Raw genomic sequence first — 17,085 nt, forward strand, 5'->3', positions numbered from 1 at the left:
CTGCGTGAAATAACCCTCAGAAGCATGAGTACCACCGATACCCTTTCCGCCGGCAAAGTCCAGGTAACCACCGACGCCCACGGCATCAGTACCGTTTCCTTTTTCCACCCCAGCCACAACTCCCTGCCCGGCGCCCTGCTCACCCAGCTGGCCAACACCATTACCGCCACGGGCCAGGACCCAAACACGAAAGTCATCATCCTGCGCAGTGAAGGCGAAAAAACCTTCTGCGCCGGCGCCAGCTTCGACGAGCTGATGGCCATCCAAGACGAAGCCCAGGGCCTGGAGTTTTTCTCCGGCTTCGCCAAAGTCATCAACGCCTGCCGCACCTGCCCCAAAATCATCATCGGCCGGGTGCAGGGCAAGGCCATCGGCGGCGGCGTGGGCGTGGCCGCGGCTACCGACTACTGCTTTGCCACCGCGCAGGCGTCGGTCAAGCTCAGCGAGCTGGTCGTGGGCATCGGCCCCTTCGTGGTGGGCCCGGCCGTGGAGCGCAAGATTGGTCAATCGGCCTACGCCCAACTGGCCCTGGACGCCGGCGAGTTCCGCTCGGCTGAGTGGGCGCGCGACTGGGGCCTCTACGCCGAAGTGCTGCCCACCGCCGCCGAGCTGGACCAGGCCGTGCAAACCTTTGCCGAAAAGCTGGCCCGCTACAACCCCGAAGCCCTCACCGACCTGAAAAAGGTGTTCTGGCAGGGCACCGAGCACTGGGATACCCTGCTGGTGCAGCGCGCCGCCATCAGTGGCCGGCTGGTGCTGTCCGACTTCACCCGCGCGGCCATCAGCCAGTTTAAGAGCCGGTAAACCACTGCCGCCCTACCCGCAGACAGCGCGGCCCCGTTTCCGAGCCAGGAAGCGGGGCCGCTGTCCGCTCAGCACTCTGATAGTAGCCAACAGATGATGGGCGCGCGCAAATTTCAGCGGCACCTTTACACCCGTGTTGGCTATGCTGAAAACTTAGATATATTTAGGCCAAGCTATGAGCACTTGGTTGTAGCCAAGTGTAGATCAATGCTCATTCATCAATTCCATTACCATTTACCTCATGAAAAAGAAGCAGCTTGACCGCAAACTATCCTTAAACAAGCAGACCCTGAGCGAGCTGGACGCCAAAGCTATGGGCAACATCAAAGGGGGCCTGGCCCTCAAAACAGAAACTTCTGATATCTCTGCTCCCTGCTCGAACGGCTGCGAAAGTGAGCCCTACCGGACCTGCAACTGCGTGTAAACCGCTCTGCTTTAACGCTGACCCATGAAAAAGAAGCAGCTCAACCGCAAATTATCCTTAAACAAGCAGACCCTGAGCGAGCTGGATGCCAAAGGCATGAGCCAGATCAAAGGTGGCTTGGCCGTCAAAACAGAAACGGAGACGTGTTCCTGTAGCTGCGAAAGCGCGTGTCACCGGACCTGCGATTGTGTATAAGTCACCTTGCTACTGCATCAGTATTTCCGTGCTGATTTAGCAGAGCATACAGCGGTTTAATTACCTACCATACTAGTACCCTTTATTGCATGAAAAAGAAAAAGCTTGATCGAAAATTGTCGCTTAACAAACAAACCGTCAGTGTGCTTGGCACCGGTGCCATGCGTAGCATCAAGGGCGGGGTGATAGTAGCAACCGAACCGACCCTGACTGTCAACCCTACCGTCACCGAAATAACGGCAGCGGGTTGTCCTCCTACCAACTACTAACTACCAAGGTGCCGTATCAGCCTGGTAGTTACGCTTAACCACCAGGATTGATACTTCCACGGCAAAAAAAGAGGGGAACCACTGATGGTGGTTCCCCTCTTTTTTTGCCGTGGAAGCCGACAGCTTGCCCGGGGGGCTTATGCATTATTTTTTATCCGGCCGCGTACGCCTGCCAGCCCTTGGTTAGTGGCTGCGGGGCGGGGGCTGCCGCCGAATGATTTCCACGGCTTGGTCGCGTAGCTCGTCGCGGCCGGCCCGGATGCCGGCCGGGGTCGGGCGCAACAGCACGTCGGGCACGATGCCTACGCGCTGGGTTTCGCGCCCATCCGGATAATACACGCCCGTTCCCGACACGGCAGTGGTCAGGCCGCCCGGCAACACAATCCGGGTGACGTCGCCATCGGCCCCGGCCGTGGGGCTGCCCACGATGAGGCAGCGGGGAGTGGCCCGCAACGCCATAGCCGTAAACTCGGCCAGGCTCATGCTCGTCTCATTGACCAGCACGACGAGTTGGCCGGTGTAAGGAGCGGCAGTGCCCGGCTCAAGCAACAGCGAATCGGCAGGAACAGCCAGAAAACGGCCCGGATAGCTAGGGTCGAATCGGGCAAGGGACACGAATGGAGCAGGTTTGGGCAGGAAGTAACCGGCCAGCTGATAGGGCAGAAACTCCCGGGGATAATTACGCAGATCGACCACAATGCCACTGGTCCGACGAAACGCCTGCATCACCAAGGGCAACTTTTCCTTCGTCAGCCGGGCCATGTCGATATACCCCACCCCCGGCGCCAGAAAACGGTACATACTGTCAGCAACGACCGGGCGCACGGGTGGCAGGGCACTGTATTTGAGCCGGGGCACCTCGACGGTCAGCGCTTTATCGTGGCGGAGCAAGCGCATGGTGACCTGCTCAGTGGTGCCAAACAGCAGCTCGCGGGCGATAGTCTGCAACTGGGCCGCCCGGTTTGAGCCAGGCGTCTGCGGCAGGCGTTGCCGGACGAGGTCGGCTACCGCCGTGCCATCCACATGCGTGATAACATCTCCGGGCTCCAGCGGAATCGGGGGCACCAGGCCATCGTGGCGCACGCGCAGCACCACGGCCTGCTCGTCGATAAACTGCAAGGCGGCAGTTACAATATATTCGCCGGTGGCGGCTTCCAGTACCGCATCAGAGCGGAGGGTAGCGTGGCCATCGTGCAGGCGGGCCGCCAGCGCCAGCACGGTGCGGCGGTAAGCAAGCGGGGTAGCCGCGCCGGCAAAAAGAGGCACAAACTCCGTCAGCACCCCCGGCCATTCCTCCCCAATAGCATACGTATAAGGGTAAAAGTAGTGGATCATGTTCCAGTAGCGGCATACTGCCAGCACCCGCAGCGCCGGGCTGGGCAGCGCCGGACTGGCGTAAGCCTCTTCGTGCGGAAAGGCCGGACTTGCCCCATTACCCGGGGCCACATAGTAGGGAGTTCCCTGATAGCGGTTGGCCTGAAGGTAAGCCAACTGCCGGCGCAACGGGGCACTGAAGCGTTGCGCATCCGCCATCCAACGCAAGTCGGGCGGGCGAACTACCGGGCTTGGTGGCCGTGTCTGGCAGACCGCGCAGGCCGCCACCGGGCCCAGGTCGGCCAGCCAGCGCGCCAGCAAACGGCTACGGGCTGCTACCGTCCGGCAGGCCAGAGCTGGCGGCAGCAGGCGGAGCAGCTCGGCATCCCAATTGCGCTGGCCGGCGGCTACGGCCGGATGGTAATATTTCAAAAAGCCCCAGACCTGCGCCAAAGCCACCACATTATCAATCTGCCGCGGCGTTAGTTGGCGGGAAACAGCGGCGTCGGCGCTACTAGAGGGTACCGGCACCCCGGCCGAGGCGCTGACAGCAGGCGACTGCGCAAACAACAGAGAAGCTGGCCACGCCACCAAAATAAGGGCAACCCAAACACAACGGCTCATACACCAGCAGATAGGCTATACAAGAAGAAACTAAAGACTACTTAGCGCCAGTCCAGCAGTAGTACTCCATCCCACGAGAGGTTGTCGGGGGCTTTTTCCAGGGAGCTTTGCAGTACCAGCCCAACTCCCATTATGCCTTCCAGCAGTCCGACGTCGGTTAGCCACGAGCCACCGCGCCACGTTTTGTAGCCGGCCAACCCATCGGGGAAGCTAGCCATGGCCAGGGTTTGCTCAAGCCAATGGTCGCGCACGGCCCGGAATTCGTCGTTTCCGCTTTCTAAGTAGAACCGGTTGAAAATATGCGCGACTCCGGCCGTGCCATGACAAAATTCGACATCAACCAAGGCCGTTTTGTCGGGCGTACGTCGTTTGGCCGCCCGTAGCGCGACGCCCACTGCCTGCTCTACCCACTGGGGCTTGCCCAGCGCCTTGCCCGCACTAATCAGGGCCACCGCTACCCCCAGGTCGCCATAACACCAGGCCAACCGGTGAAAATATTGTCGTTGGCCGGGGTCAGCAACGAATGACGGATAGGTATCAACTTCGCTGTCGGGCTGGTGATACTGTTGCAGGTACTGCAGGCATCCTTCCAGAAGAAACGTGCACTCCGGCACGCTAATCCGGTTTTTGAGGCACTCCGCCAGAAAAACAATCTTGCTGCACAGGCCATGCGACAAACTCAGGTTGACCGTTGTGGTAGACTGCCGATTTTTTTCCGAGGGCTGCTCATACCATCGTACTCCCTGCTCGTCGCAGATGGCCGTTTGCCGCAGCTGCCCGACAAAATACCCCAGGCACTCGTCGATGGCCGGGCGGCCCACGCGGCGGTTCAAATAGAAGCCATTTCCAATTGCGCCGTGCAAAAAATCGAGGTTCCCTTCCGCCAGCAGCCGATGCGTGTACGCTATTACCACGTCATCCACATCAACCAGGATGTCGTCTACCTCCGTTTCGATGTAGCCTTCCTCGGCCAGCAAATGGAAAAGCCGCCCAAAACCCACGATGCCGTTGGTGTACGTCAAGGCATCGATGCCGTGCTCCTCCAGGTAATCGAGTGTGGTATTCAATAATGCAAAGGCCCGATCGTACAGCACACCGGAGTCCTGCATCTTGGCCATGTAGAAATGGTACAGAATACTGCCCCCCGCCCCGGCCAGCAACGATAGCGGCCGGTCCTGGTAAGGGGTTAATTCAATGGCGCTTTCAATCTCCCTGATTTTAGCTTTAATTCTGGTCTGAAGATCCAACGTCATATACTTTGAAGTAGCGCACGATAAGTCGGCAAGAAAAAAGCGGAAATCTCCACCGGCCAGGCCACGTGGTGATTTCCGCTTTACTTATTTCGCTGATAGGGCGAAAAAAGCTACGCTAGGCAACAGTGCAGGTTCTGGTAACACAGCCGTCCGAGCACTGGCCCGTTTCGGTTTTCAGTACCAACCCGCCCTTGATTGAGTTCATGGCTTTGGCGTCCAACTCGCTAAGAGTTTGCTTGTTGAGCGACAACTTACGGGCAATTTTCTCTTTCTTCATAATACAGTATTGTAAAAAAATATGGAGTGATTAAAGCGGCGTCAACCGCCTTTCAGGCCTGAATATAGACTTTTTATTTATTCGCATAAAATTTATACCATCATCCTTACAAAGTACCAGGTCGAGCGAAGCCAGCATTACCCAGCAAAACCGCGCGGCCATGAACGCCAAACGCGGAATGGAGCACGCGCCGCGGCCAGGAATAATTGGCTGATCTTGTACCAGCGGCCGGGAGCAAGGCAGCATTGCAGGACCAACGGTAAGCGCCTAACTTGCCGCCGTAGTCTGCCCCGCCTCGGCCCCCGGGCATGCCCGGCGCTGCACCCGCGCGCGTTGTGGTGCCATGCCGCGGCGGGCCCTTTGCCCTGGAAATAGCTGCGGTTTCATTCCTGATGCGGTAATTCGCCACCGGCAACCATGCTCTCCGGGACCGGGGGCTCAGTAGCACATTCTCTTACAGTACCTTATCCACCTTTTCGCAATGATTAATGTTGGCTTATTAGATTTTTGCCTGGATGATCAGACCAATTCGCACCAAGAACAGCTGCAGATTGCCATTTATACCGCCCAGCACGCGGAAGAGCATGGCTGTTGCAGCATCTGGTACGGCGAACACCATGAAGGCGCTTTTCAGGTGAGCCCCACGCTAATGGCTTCCATTGTTCTGAGCCAAACTACGACCATCACGGCGGGCACTGGTGGCGTCCTGGCTTCTTATTACAGTCCCCTGGAAATGGCTTACGCCGCTTCGCTGCTGGACTGCGCCTATCCTAACCGCTTTGAACTGGGCCTGGCGCGGGGCAACCCTTCGCCGGAGAAAAAAGCTATGCTGCTGGATTCCCGCCCGGCCGCTTCTTCCGGAACGGATTTCTTCGAGCGGGTGCAGTCGACGCGCCGGCTGCTACACGGTGCGGACGGGGTTTCGGTGGCCCCGACGGGCACCCGGCCCAAGCTGTGGCTGCTGGGCATGGGCAGTCAGAGTGCCATTGTAGCCGGCAAAAACGGGGCGGCGTATTGTCACGCCGCGTTTCTGAAGGGCAGCGGTTCGCCGGAAGACGCGTTTCGGGAATATACCGCAAACTTCGTGGCCCAGCGCCCAGGAGAAGCCCCCGAATATGCGTTGGCCCTGTCCGTGTGCAGCGACCAGCACGATGGAGTAGCTTGCTACAACCGCTTCGAGCACAACCCTAGCTTCACCAATAACATGATGCTGCCGCCGGCCGCCTTGGCTCGTGAGCTGGCTCAACAAGTGGCCCACTACGGCTTGAGTCGTCTCGTGCTGCTACAGGCCGAAGCTAGCTATCTGCACCGTCTGGCAACGCTCGAAGCGCTGATGCGCGAGCTGCCCACCCAGTAGATCCACCAGCTGGCGGCCTTACCCAGCCGGGCGGCGCAGCTTTTTTCTTGATCCTACGCCCCTCTTACCGCCATACTCTATCATGAGCACGTGTCGCTCAACCGGTTTTGCGGTCGAAGCAACGCATGCCCGAAGCCGTTATTTATGATTTCCTCTTGCCAGTACTACAGCTCCCAACTAACTCGGCAGAAAAAATAAGTCTGGCGGCACCCCACCGCTGCTATGCTCACAAACAACGGCCCCGTTTCCTGGCTTGGAAACGGGGCCGTTGGCTGTATTTTTTTCAAGGCACTGTCTGGGCTCTTTCGTAGCCGCCGCTAAAAGGCCAGCGCTGCGGCCCCCACCGGCTCTGCCTCCGCTGGCACGACTACGGGCGGCGGCGGTACGGGCAGCAAACGGCCGGCATAAATCAGCTGGTACGTTAGAAAATCCAGCATAAACGCTTCCAATTGCTGCCTTTCGGTGTCCGTGGAGCTGGCATTGAGGAAACAGCTCATAATTTCCTCGCCGCTACAGGCCGTGCCCTGAAAGAAAGCCAGGGGCTGATCCATGCCGTACAAATCTTTGAGGTACAGGCCGGGCTTGTTGTTGCCCACCAACACGTAGCGCCGGGCCGGGGCCGCAAGCTGCTCCAGCGGCTGCGGCGCGGGGGTGGTAAATGCCTCGACCGGCCAGTGGGTGGCAATAATCCGGACGTCATCGGTGAGCGTGAAAGCCGCCGCCAGAATATCGGTGGCGCTTTTGCCTTTCATAAAATCGTAGGCTTGGCGCAGGTAGCGGCGGCGGCGGGGCTCAAAACGCTGGTGCCGCCCGAGCATGTGGTGCCGGGCCCGCTCTACTTCGAATAGCTCCCGCAAAAACAACCCCGCGGGCTCGGCCAGCTGCCGGGCCAGCCGGCCGACTTGCCGGCGCACCTCAGACGGCGTTTTCTGCCGGGTGGTAGCCCCGTATTGTTGCAGGTATTGCTCCAGCAGCGGATAGGCACTATCCGCCGCGGCCGCCTGGGGCCGGGCCGGGGCCGCCGGCTCGGCTAGCAACCCCGCTACGGCTTTACAGATGTGGCGGTACTCCCGCGGAAACTCGTAGCGCAACCGCTGCTCGATCTGCTCACAGTTGATATCAAACGACTTGGCGCCGCCGATCAGGTGCACAAACGGGCATACCACCGGCACCTGGTCCATTTTGATCAGCTCCAGGAAGTCACTGCTCAGCTTAGGAACAGCGTAGGCAATGTCCTTCCCAACCTGGGTGGCCAGCTGGTAAAAGGTATACTGTTCAATAATGATGTTGTGCAGGCCCGCCTGCTCATCCTGCTGAAACGTGGCCAGGTTTTCGTCCACGATGGCAAAGGCCTCGCGCACGTAGCGCTGCAGGAATTCCAGGTCGTTGCCCCCCAGAATGCCCGCGTTAACCGCCAGCGCGCTTCCGGGCTCCGTATGGCATTGCGCCAGCACGGGCGGCAGGTGGGGCAGGTTTTGCGTCAGCATGCCCAGGCTGCGGGCATACACGCCGTTGTGGTCAATTTCCGGACTTTGGGCAATCAGCGGGGCACTTTCGATGGCGGCCCCGAACGGCTGCCAGGCAAAGAAGTCGCTGTCGACATGAATGAAAGGCTCCTGCTGCAAGCCGTACGCGTACAGCTTGGGCAACGCCCACAGGCCATGCGGGTAATGATCCAGGTCGTTCAGACAGACTTTCACGCTGGTATAAGGTAGCCGCAGACAATCAATGAGCAGCTCCTTGCCCAGCTGATCGGTCACCAGCTCTACGTCAGGATAATGGCGCCGCAGCAGCAGGCAGCTCAGGGCCATGCCCAAGCACTGGTCACGCTTATTGGCCCAGCCTCCTTTGCTGCGGCCTCCTTCCACGGCCTTGCCCAGCGCGGGGCGCGACCAATAACTCTGCACTATTTTCATTTGAATAACTACGGGTTGTAATCAATTAACGCAAGGTGTCAAAAAACCATAAATCACACCAAATTAATAGAGGATTTTAATTAAAAAATCATTTTACTTTCCAAAAGTATAGACACGAAAATCCCGCAACAAAAAACACAAAAGTTCATTGCCTTATTATCACCAAAAAGCCTTTTTGGGGATATCTTATAAATACACTCAAACAGAATGCTTTAAGCCGATCTGTTCGTTAACTATTAGTTAATCAAGTACATAATGCGCATTATTATAAAGGATATTGAATTTACAAAGCAAGCAAAATTACATATATGCAAAAAAATATTTTTATGTTTTAAAATTTTGGTTTTACAAATTCACCTTCTACTTTTAGCCCGTTGAATTGCAACCGGGAAGGTCGCTGAAAATTCTCGTTATATATTAGAGTAGGCATCATTAATAACTTATTTTCTAGTACCAATGAAAAAGTTGAACAAGAAATTGTCTCTGCAGAAAGAGACCGTCGTGGAGCTCTGCAAAGAGGAAATGAACCAAGTGAAAGGCGGCATCACGTCGATTGCAAACTGCACCGGCTGGACGTGCACCGCTGGTAGCACCCGCTCTTCAAACCTGTGTATTTGTGGTGGCGGCTACTAAACAGTATGCCGTGTTCGCAAGAGCATAGTTAATTCCGGTTTAGGCTTCAGTTAGTAGTATTCTACTTTTAGCTGAAGCCTAAACTTTTTATCCCCGACGGCTGGCTGTTGCTTCTGAAGGCATCTCTATAACGGTGGAATAGTTTTAGGTAATGATTATACTGAAAGAGTATTTAGATAAAATCCAGGCCAAGTGCATAACGCCCAGCACCGATGACCACTATATTCAGTTAGGCCTGGGCAAGATAGTTTTTTTAGCTCATTATGCACCTGACCTGCTCTCCTATGATGTCCTGGAGCAGGTAGTCGATACTTCCACCCGCGACTCTACCCACTCGCTGTGCTCGGGGTCGTTGGCCGTGGCCTTGCTTATTCGCGACCTGTGCGCCAAGGAGTTACTGGATCCGAGTGAGCTGGCCGAGCTCAATGACTCAGCCGACCGCATTTATCAGCAAGAAATTACGCGGCATACCATCAACCGGGAATATGACTTATTCACTGGGCTCGTGGGCAAGGGCATTTACTTCTTGGCGGCCCGCAACGATGCCCTGGTCGCGACCATCGTGCGCGCGCTGGATACGTTCAAGCTGCAGGACGAGGCCCACTACTACTGGCTTGACAGCGTGCAGAGCGCCACGAAGTGCGACCTGGGCCTGGCCCACGGCGTGCCTTCCATCGTGGCCTTTCTGGCCGACTGCTACCGCCACGGCATCGAGGCTGAGCTCAGCCGCAAGCTGCTTACCCACACGGTAGCTTTTCTGCTGGCCCAGCAGGGCAAGCCGGCGGCACCGTATCTGTTTCCTACCGGTCTGAACACCGAAACCGGGGCCGTGGCGCCCTCCTCCCGGCTGGCGTGGTGCTACGGCGACCTGGGCGTAGCCGCCGCCCTGTGGCGCGCTGGCTCGGCCCTGCAGTGCCCGCAGTGGCAGGAAGCCGCGCTGGCCATCATGCTTCAGGCCAGTGAGATATCATTAGACCAGGCCAACGTTTTTTCCTCGGCCCGGCACGGCGTGCTGGACACGGGCTTCTGCCACGGCACGGCCGGCATCGCCCACCTGTTTCACCGCTTTTATCAGGTTACCCAGCGGGAGGAGCTGCTGCGCAGCGCGCACTACTGGCTCGAGCTTACGCTGCGGCAGCTGGACCGGGATGAGCTCCTGTTTCCGGTGGATGTGCGCAACGACCAATGGGTGGAACACTCCGGCCTGCTGGAAGGCTATGCCGGTGTCGGGATGGTGCTGCTGACCTTCCTGGAGCCCGCCGCCTGCGCCGATTGGGACACCAGCTTTCTAACCAATATTGCCTAGCACCCATCTTGCCTGCTACTATTTGCTACCTGTTACCCTTATCGCCTGACACTATGAAATCCGCTGACTTACAGCCCCTAGACTTCTATCTTCTCCGGACGCCGGCCCTACCCTACAACCAGGCGACGCCCTGGACCGAAGTCATTGAGTCGCCGGCATTTCAACGGGCTCTGTTTTTTTCCTCCCCCGATCTGCACGAGCAGCTGCAGGAGCTGCTGGCCGCCCGGCTCGATGCCGCGGCCCGCCTGAAGGTGGAGAAGTCGTTATATAAGTATTGGCTGCGCATGTCGTTTCGCAGCACGCCGTTTGGCCTGTTTGCCGGTACCAACCTGGGCACCTGGGGCCAACTGAACCAGGCGGACATCGTTCCGGCCGGCGCCCGGGAGCATGTCCGCCTCGACATGCAGGTGGTCTGCCAGCTGGTCGACAGGCTGGAACACCATGCGCTGCTGCGGCAGCACCTGCGGTTTTTTGCCAACAACACGGTGTATTACAACCACAGCAAGGTCCGCTACATCGAGCCCCGGCAGGGCCAGGGCTACATTCATCATCAGCTCAGCGGCGTGGCCCGCAACGAGTACGTGGAGCAGGTGCTGACCCAGGCCCGCGCCGGCGCGACGCTGGCGGAGCTCAGCCAGGCGCTGGTCGGGGAAGACGTTTCGTTTGAGGAGGCGCTGGAATTCGTGGAAGACATTGCGGAGGCGGGGCTGCTGGCCAGTGAGCTGGCCCCGCGCATCTCGGACCCCGGCTTCGAGCTCTCGCTGCTGCACTGGCTACAGGCAAAAGTAGCGGCCGTGCCGGCCGTGGCCGACGCGTGGCTGCACGGGCTGATGCAGTTTCTGGAAGAGCTCCAGCAAGCCTATAGCGCTCAGCCCATGAGCATCGAGCGGGCCCGGGCGCTGGCCGCTCAGCTCAGCCGGCTGGAAGTCGAGTTTTCGCTCAAAACCCTCTTTCAGCTGGACCTCTTCAACGCCACCACGACCAACACCCTGACGCCGCAGGTGTTCCGCGAGCTGAGCAACTCGCTTTCGTTGCTCTGGGGCACCATGCCCGCGCAGGAAGACCCTCAATTGTTACGGTTCAAGGAAACCTTCCTGGAGCGCTACGAGGAGGCGGAAGTACCGCTGCTGCTGGCCCTCGACTCGGAAAGCGGGCTGGGATTTCCGGTGAATGCCCACGCCGATGCCTCGCCCCTGCTCAGTGGCCTGCAACTGCCCGCCCCGCCTGACGCGGGTAGTGCCGGGGCCGGCTCGAAGTGGGATATTTTCCTGCAACGCAAATACCTGGAGGCCCTGACCCGGGGCGAACAGGAGATTCGCCTCACCGACCAGGACCTGCAGCCTTTCGCAGCGGGCAAGCGCCCCCCGCTTCCCTTTTCGATGAACTCCAACATCCAGGTTTTCCGCAGCACCGCCCCGGGCGCCGCGGCCGACGCCGACTTCTGGCTCTACCACACCGTCAGCGACGGGCCTTCCTGCTCCACGCTGCTGGGGCGCTTCTGCTGCGGCGACGCCCAGCTGCGCGACCGGGTAGAAAGCGCCCTGGCCCGCGAGCAGTCCTTCCACGACCAACAGGTTATTGCTGAGATAATCCACCTGCCCCAGTCCCGCATCGGCAACATCATCATGCGGCCCAAGCTGCGGGAGTTTGAAATTCCGGTGCTCAGCGCCGGCCACCCCGACAGCCACCAGATTGCCCTCGACGACCTGCTGCTGTCGGTGCGCGACAACCGGCTGGTGCTCCGCTCCAAATCCCTGAACAAGGAAGTCATTCCCAGCCTTTCCTCGGCCCACGACTACTCCAAAGGCAGCATCCCGCTGTATTACTTTCTTTCCAGTCTGCAATATCAGGGCCTGATGCCGTCCTACACCTGGAACTGGGGCTTGCTGCGGCACGCCACCTATCAGCCCCGGGTAGTGCTCAACCGCACGATTCTGGCCCGGGCCGGCTGGGCCCTCGACTACAACACGGTATTTGCCCAGGGTCCGGAATCGGTGGCTGCTCTGCGGGCTTACCTGCGCACCACCACTATTCCGCGGTTTGTTACCTTCCAGGAAATGGACAACCAGCTGCCCATCGACCTGGAGCATGACCTGGCCCTGTCGATTCTGCTGGATCAGCTGCGCAAGGAAAAAAGCATCTGGCTGCGGGAAGATCTATTCAAGGCCCTGGCCAGCCCCGTAACCGACGCGACGGGCGCTTACCGCTACAACAACGAGTATTCGATACCGTGGGAATACCAGGCCGCGCGCCGGCGGGCCCCGTTGCCAGCGGCCCAGGTGGCAGCCGTGCAGCGCGATTTTATGCCCGGCGACGAGTGGGTATACGCCAAGATATACTGCGGCGTGAAGCTCGGCGACGAGCTGCTGGTGCAGGTGCTAAGGCCCTTTACCGAGCAGCTACAGCAGCAGGGCGTTATCAGCCAATGGTTTTTCATTCGCTACAACGACCCGCACCACCACCTGCGCGTACGGTTCAGAAAGACGGTCGCGCAGGTCGATATTCTGGCCCGGCTCAACGCCCTGCTGGCCCCCTACATCCAGGACAAGAGCGTCTGGAAGGTGCAGCAGGACACCTATAAGCGGGAGCTGGAACGCTACGGCGCCGCCACCATTGCCGCCGTGGAAGACCTGTTTTACCACGACAGCGTCGCCGTGGCGCGGGTACTTACCGGGCTGGAAGGCAACGAAGCCCAGCGCTGGCTGGCGGCCCTGGTCGGCGTTGATTATATCCTGGACGATTTTGGCCTGGCGCTGCCCCAGAAAATCATGCTGCTCGAACGCATGGCAAGTCTGTATGCCCTGGAGTTTGGCATGGATACCTCGGACGGGCGCAAAAATCTGGGCGCCAAGTTCCGGACCCACCGGGCCGCCATCGAAACCGCGCTGCTGGAAAAAGAGCCGTTTGGCGCGGTGTACCGCCAGCGCAGCGCGGCCGGCCAGCCCAGCGTGCAGCACATTCTCGCCGCGCTGGGCCCCGGCCTTGACCTGCCCCTGCAAGATCTGCTGGCCAGCTATGTGCACATGTTTCTCAACCGGTTTTTCCGGGGCCAGCAGCGCCTGCACGAGCTGCTGCTCTACGACCTGCTCGACCGGGCCTACACGTCTTTCCAAGCCCGTAACCGGGTGCCGGCGGCCCCGGCGGCCCAAGTTGTCTGATCCGCTTCGTACCGCCCGCAATGCAACACTCCATTTGCCTGGTGATTTGCTACTTCGGCCGCAGCTGGCCCGCGTACTTTCCCCATTTCCTGGCCAGCTGCGCGGCTAATCCGACGGTGTCCTTCCTGGTGTTCACCAACCTGGCCGCCCCGCCCGCCCCGCCGAACACCCGGTTTGTGCACCTGCCCGATCTGGCCGCTTTCAATGCCCTGGCCAGCCGCACGCTGGGCTTCCCCGTAGCCGTAACCGACCCCTACAAGCTTTGCGACCTGAAGCCTGCCTACGGGGTTATTTTCGCAGAATATCTGGCTTCCTACGCTTTCTGGGGCTACTGCGACATCGACTTGTTGTTCGGTGACATCCGCCGTTTTCTGCCCGCCCCCGTGCTCGACCACCACGATGTACTTTCGGCGGTGGCCCAGTATCCGGCCGGCTTTTTTCTGCTGTTTCGCAATACGCCGGCCATCAGCCGCCTCTTCATGCGCAGCCCCGATTACCAGCGCGTTTTCCAGAGCGCCCGGCACTTTTGCTTCGACGAGTGCAACTTCAAGTTCGGGGAGCTGCTGGGGGCCGGCCAGCTGATCGAAGAGGTGGAAACCGAAATTCAGAGCCTGGCCCACGTGCTCAGCGCCCAGGCCCGGCAAGGCACTATCCGCTGGTATGGCCAGACGCTGGGGGAAGAGTTTATGCTCGATACCACCCCCGTGGTCTGGCAGCCCGGCCGGGTCTACAACACAGCCACCCAGCACGAGTTTTTGCTGGTGCACCTGGTGAACGTCAAAACCAATCCGACGTTCCTGGTTGAGCCGTTCCGGCCCGGCGCGCCGTGCTACGTATCGGCTCGGGGCCTCACCCACAGCCCGCGGCCCACGTGGCACACCGCCCTGCGGGTGGGCCTGCTCCGGAGCCGGGCGTGGGCACAACGCACCCGGTGGCGGGCCTGGGTGGCACTACAACGCGCCCGGAGCCTGGTGCGCCCGGCCAGCTACCCGCACCTCGACCAGGCTTGCTACATCATCGGCAACCTGAAATGCACGTTTTACTTCCAGGAAAAAAACCGCTACTGCGTCGTTTCCGACTTTAAAGGCCAGCTGGGCCTGCAGCAGTGTCAGGTGTTTGCTGCCCCCGACGGGCGGCAGGTGCTGCGGGAAGCCGGCCGGATTTCCGTGCTGAGCGGCTCCGGCAGCGCCCCCGCCGAAACCCCGTTTAAAATAGAGATTCACAACCTGCAGACCCAGGCCCGCGAAGTGGGGTACCTGCTGCATAGCCCCGCCAGCCAATGAATCTGTCGGCCGACCAGCGCATAGCCCGCACCCTGCTCCGGCAATTGCTGCACCCCACCACTACCCGGCTGCCGGCCCGGCAGCTTACGGCGGCCGTGGCGCAGCATGTTCAGCCCCTCACCCTGCTCACGCTCAGCCATACGCTCGAACAGCTGGGCATCGAGACGCTGGCCACCCGGCTGCCGCCCGCGCAGCTGGGCGAGCTACCCTGCCCGGCCATTGCGTTTCTGGCGCTGGGCGCGGGCGGCTGCTTTGCCGTGGTGCACAGCGCCGACGCGCGCCTGGTCACCTGGGAGCACCCCGAATACGGCCGGCTCACGACTACCACGGCCACGTTTGTTCACCTCTGGACGGGCATCGTGCTGATGGCGGAACTGGAAGAGCGCGTGCCTCGTCTTCGCCGGCTGATCGGCTGGTGGCGGCGCAGCCGGCGCTGAGGTCCGGCTCTGGCCGCCGCGCGGGTCTGCCCGCGCGGCGCAATCTTTGTCTTTGTGCTGCCTTTGCGGTGGCTTTTTCTTTCTCCACCGTCACTTCCCCCTGTGCCGGTCATCCGATCCTACGATGAAACGCATTGCAAGCAGCCTGGTGTGGCTGATTCTTCTGCTGCTCCCCGCCCTGGCCGGGGCGCAGAGCATCCTGCTCAAAGGCAAAGTCATTGACCAAACCAGTCAGGCTCCCGTTGGCTTTGCCACGCTTGGCATCAAAGATCATGCGCTGGGCTCGGTGGCCAATGCGGAGGGCGAGTTTCAGTTTTCTATTCCCGCTAACGCGGTTTCCAGCCAGGAAAACGTGGTAATCTCCTGCCTGGGGTACCAAACCGCGCTGGTGCCGCTCACTGCTTTCGCCCAGGGCCCGCAGCTTATCCGGCTCCGGCACGTCGACCAGGCACTGCGGGAAGTGGTGGTGCATTCCGGCAAAGTCAAAAGCAAAACGTTTGGCCGCACGGCCAGCTCCACGCTCATGGTAGCCGCCATGTACACCGAGTCGGCGCTGGTCAGTGACGAGCTGGCTAAGGAACAGGGCACCATCCTGAAAATAGACCGGGACTGCTACCTGCGCGACGTTAACTTCCACGTGGCGTTCAACCGCTTCGCGTCCGTCACTTTCCGCCTGAATCTGTACAGCGTCCGGCAGGGCCTGCCCGACCAGCCCCTGCTTACCCAGGATGTGCGCGTTGAGGTGACGCAGCCCCGCGGCTGGGTCAAAATCGACCTGACCAACCAGAACCTGCACCTGCGCGGCCTCGATGAAGTGGCCGTTACGTTGCAGTGGCTGCGCAGCGAAGCCCGCGCGGGCAGCACCAAGGCCTTTGGTATTTCGGCGGTGCCCGCGCCCGGCCACAGCATTCTGTTTCGGGATAAAAGCCAGGCGGCGTGGCGCGAAGTAAAACCGGGCTACCTGAGCTTTTTTCTGTCGGCCGATTCGTATGGCAATTCCAAAGCTACCCCCGCACCGGCGGCGGCCGAGTATACCCTGCCCGACAGCCTGCGCTACCTGCGCTACCTGGCGGCGGCAGCTCCCGCCAACCGGAACTCGCACCACTACGGCGACAGCGCGGCCGTGGGCCGCTACGTGGCGGTTGCCGGCTCCCGGCTGTATGTGGAGCGCTACGGCAGCGGCCCGCCCCTGCTGCTGCTGCACGGCAATGGCCAGTCGATTGCCGCGTTCAACCAGCAAATCGGCATGCTGGCCCGGCACTTCCAGGTTATTGCCGTCGATACCAGAGCACAGGGCAAAAGCCAGGAAACCGCACCAACCGACTTGTCTTATGACCTGTTTGCCGCCGACGTCAAGCAGCTGCTGGACAGCCTGCACCTGCGCAACGTAAATCTGGTGGGCTGGAGCGACGGCGGCAACACGGCCCTGAAACTGGCCCTGCGCTACCCGGCTTACGTGAACCGGATGGTGGTGATGGGAGCCAACCTTTTTCCCACCGACGAGGCCGTGGAAAGTGGTCTGTTGCAGCTGTTTCGCCGGCAGCTGCAGGCCCTGGGCGCCCAAACCGATGCCACGGCCAACACCCAGAAGCGGCTGCTGCGCCTGCTGCTACAGGAGCCCCAGATGAGTTTTGCGGAGCTGCGGGCTATTACGGCTCCGACGCTGGTGCTGGCCGGCGAGCACGACGTGGTGCTGGAAAAGCATACGCGCGCCATTGCGGCCAGCATTCCGGGCGCCAAGCTGCACCTGTTCAAAGGCGCCTCCCACTTTGCCCCGCAGGAGGTGCCCCAGGAATTCAACGAAGTCGTGCGGGCCTTTCTGGCCCGATAGCCGC

At 60.1% G+C, this 17,085-nt stretch carries 15 protein-coding genes; 11 read left to right on the forward strand and 4 right to left on the reverse strand.

All coding sequences use genetic code 11. From position 1 onward, the window contains the following. The first annotated feature begins 24 nt into the window (after nucleotides 1–24). From E5K00_RS10010 to E5K00_RS10020, 4 genes are all read left to right on the forward strand, one after another. Complete coding sequence (locus tag E5K00_RS10010; RefSeq protein WP_135463082.1) at nucleotides 25–804, forward strand: enoyl-CoA hydratase/isomerase family protein; 780 nt, start codon at nucleotides 25–27, stop codon at nucleotides 802–804. 241 nt (nucleotides 805–1,045) lie between these two features. Next, nucleotides 1,046–1,228 (forward strand): class I lanthipeptide, encoded by a 183-nt coding sequence (locus E5K00_RS10015; protein ID WP_135463083.1) that lies wholly within the window; start codon nucleotides 1,046–1,048, stop codon nucleotides 1,226–1,228. Nucleotides 1,229–1,252: 24 nt separating this feature from the next. Beyond that, a complete protein-coding gene (locus E5K00_RS23330) occupies nucleotides 1,253–1,423 on the forward strand; it encodes a class I lanthipeptide (protein WP_210114291.1) in 171 nt (56 codons plus the stop codon). 89 nt (nucleotides 1,424–1,512) lie between these two features. Next, entirely contained in the window at nucleotides 1,513–1,692 is a 180-nt protein-coding gene (locus E5K00_RS10020; RefSeq protein WP_135463084.1) for a class I lanthipeptide, read from the forward strand. Nucleotides 1,693–1,875: 183 nt separating this feature from the next. Here E5K00_RS10020 and E5K00_RS10025 read toward each other — a convergent pair whose 3' ends face one another. The 3 genes from E5K00_RS10025 to E5K00_RS23335 all read right to left on the reverse strand — a co-directional run bounded on the left by E5K00_RS10025 (nucleotide 1,876) and on the right by E5K00_RS23335 (nucleotide 5,160). Next, nucleotides 1,876–3,438 (reverse strand): S41 family peptidase, encoded by a 1,563-nt coding sequence (locus E5K00_RS10025; protein ID WP_167856824.1) that lies wholly within the window; start codon nucleotides 3,436–3,438, stop codon nucleotides 1,876–1,878. Nucleotides 3,439–3,671: 233 nt separating this feature from the next. Beyond that, entirely contained in the window at nucleotides 3,672–4,883 is a 1,212-nt protein-coding gene (locus E5K00_RS10030; RefSeq protein WP_135463086.1) for a lanthionine synthetase C family protein, read from the reverse strand. Between the two features lie 115 nt (nucleotides 4,884–4,998). Beyond that, nucleotides 4,999–5,160 (reverse strand): class I lanthipeptide, encoded by a 162-nt coding sequence (locus tag E5K00_RS23335; protein ID WP_210114292.1) that lies wholly within the window; start codon nucleotides 5,158–5,160, stop codon nucleotides 4,999–5,001. Nucleotides 5,161–5,641: 481 nt separating this feature from the next. On the opposite strand from E5K00_RS23335, the gene E5K00_RS10035 reads away from it, so the two are divergent. After that, the gene (locus E5K00_RS10035; RefSeq protein WP_135463087.1) at nucleotides 5,642–6,517 is read left to right on the forward strand and encodes an LLM class flavin-dependent oxidoreductase; all 876 of its coding nucleotides are present in this window, start codon (nucleotides 5,642–5,644) and stop codon (nucleotides 6,515–6,517) included. 317 nt (nucleotides 6,518–6,834) lie between these two features. Here E5K00_RS10035 and E5K00_RS10040 read toward each other — a convergent pair whose 3' ends face one another. Further along, nucleotides 6,835–8,433, reverse strand: a complete 1,599-nt coding sequence (locus E5K00_RS10040) for a DUF6734 family protein (RefSeq protein ID WP_135463088.1) — start codon at nucleotides 8,431–8,433, stop codon at nucleotides 6,835–6,837. 456 nt (nucleotides 8,434–8,889) lie between these two features. On the opposite strand from E5K00_RS10040, the gene E5K00_RS22815 reads away from it, so the two are divergent. The 6 genes from E5K00_RS22815 to E5K00_RS10065 all read left to right on the forward strand — a co-directional run bounded on the left by E5K00_RS22815 (nucleotide 8,890) and on the right by E5K00_RS10065 (nucleotide 17,081). After that, nucleotides 8,890–9,066, forward strand: a complete 177-nt coding sequence (locus E5K00_RS22815; protein ID WP_167856825.1) for a class I lanthipeptide — start codon at nucleotides 8,890–8,892, stop codon at nucleotides 9,064–9,066. Between the two features lie 151 nt (nucleotides 9,067–9,217). Next, the gene (locus tag E5K00_RS10045) at nucleotides 9,218–10,372 is read left to right on the forward strand and encodes a lanthionine synthetase C family protein (RefSeq protein ID WP_135463089.1); all 1,155 of its coding nucleotides are present in this window, start codon (nucleotides 9,218–9,220) and stop codon (nucleotides 10,370–10,372) included. A 53-nt stretch (nucleotides 10,373–10,425) separates the two neighbouring features. Continuing rightward, nucleotides 10,426–13,530 (forward strand): lantibiotic dehydratase, encoded by a 3,105-nt coding sequence (locus E5K00_RS10050; RefSeq protein WP_167856826.1) that lies wholly within the window; start codon nucleotides 10,426–10,428, stop codon nucleotides 13,528–13,530. A 20-nt stretch (nucleotides 13,531–13,550) separates the two neighbouring features. Beyond that, the gene (locus E5K00_RS10055; protein ID WP_135463091.1) at nucleotides 13,551–14,813 is read left to right on the forward strand and encodes a DUF6625 family protein; all 1,263 of its coding nucleotides are present in this window, start codon (nucleotides 13,551–13,553) and stop codon (nucleotides 14,811–14,813) included. Next, a complete protein-coding gene (locus E5K00_RS10060) occupies nucleotides 14,810–15,250 on the forward strand; it encodes a cysteine peptidase family C39 domain-containing protein (RefSeq protein WP_135463092.1) in 441 nt (146 codons plus the stop codon). Before E5K00_RS10055 ends, E5K00_RS10060 begins: the two co-directional genes overlap by 4 nt. Before the next feature lie 124 nt (nucleotides 15,251–15,374). Continuing rightward, a complete protein-coding gene (locus E5K00_RS10065) occupies nucleotides 15,375–17,081 on the forward strand; it encodes an alpha/beta fold hydrolase (RefSeq protein ID WP_135463093.1) in 1,707 nt (568 codons plus the stop codon). The last annotated feature ends 4 nt before the right edge of the window (nucleotides 17,082–17,085 follow it).

This window comes from Hymenobacter aquaticus (assembly GCF_004765605.1).
Classification (GTDB): domain Bacteria; phylum Bacteroidota; class Bacteroidia; order Cytophagales; family Hymenobacteraceae; genus Hymenobacter; species Hymenobacter aquaticus.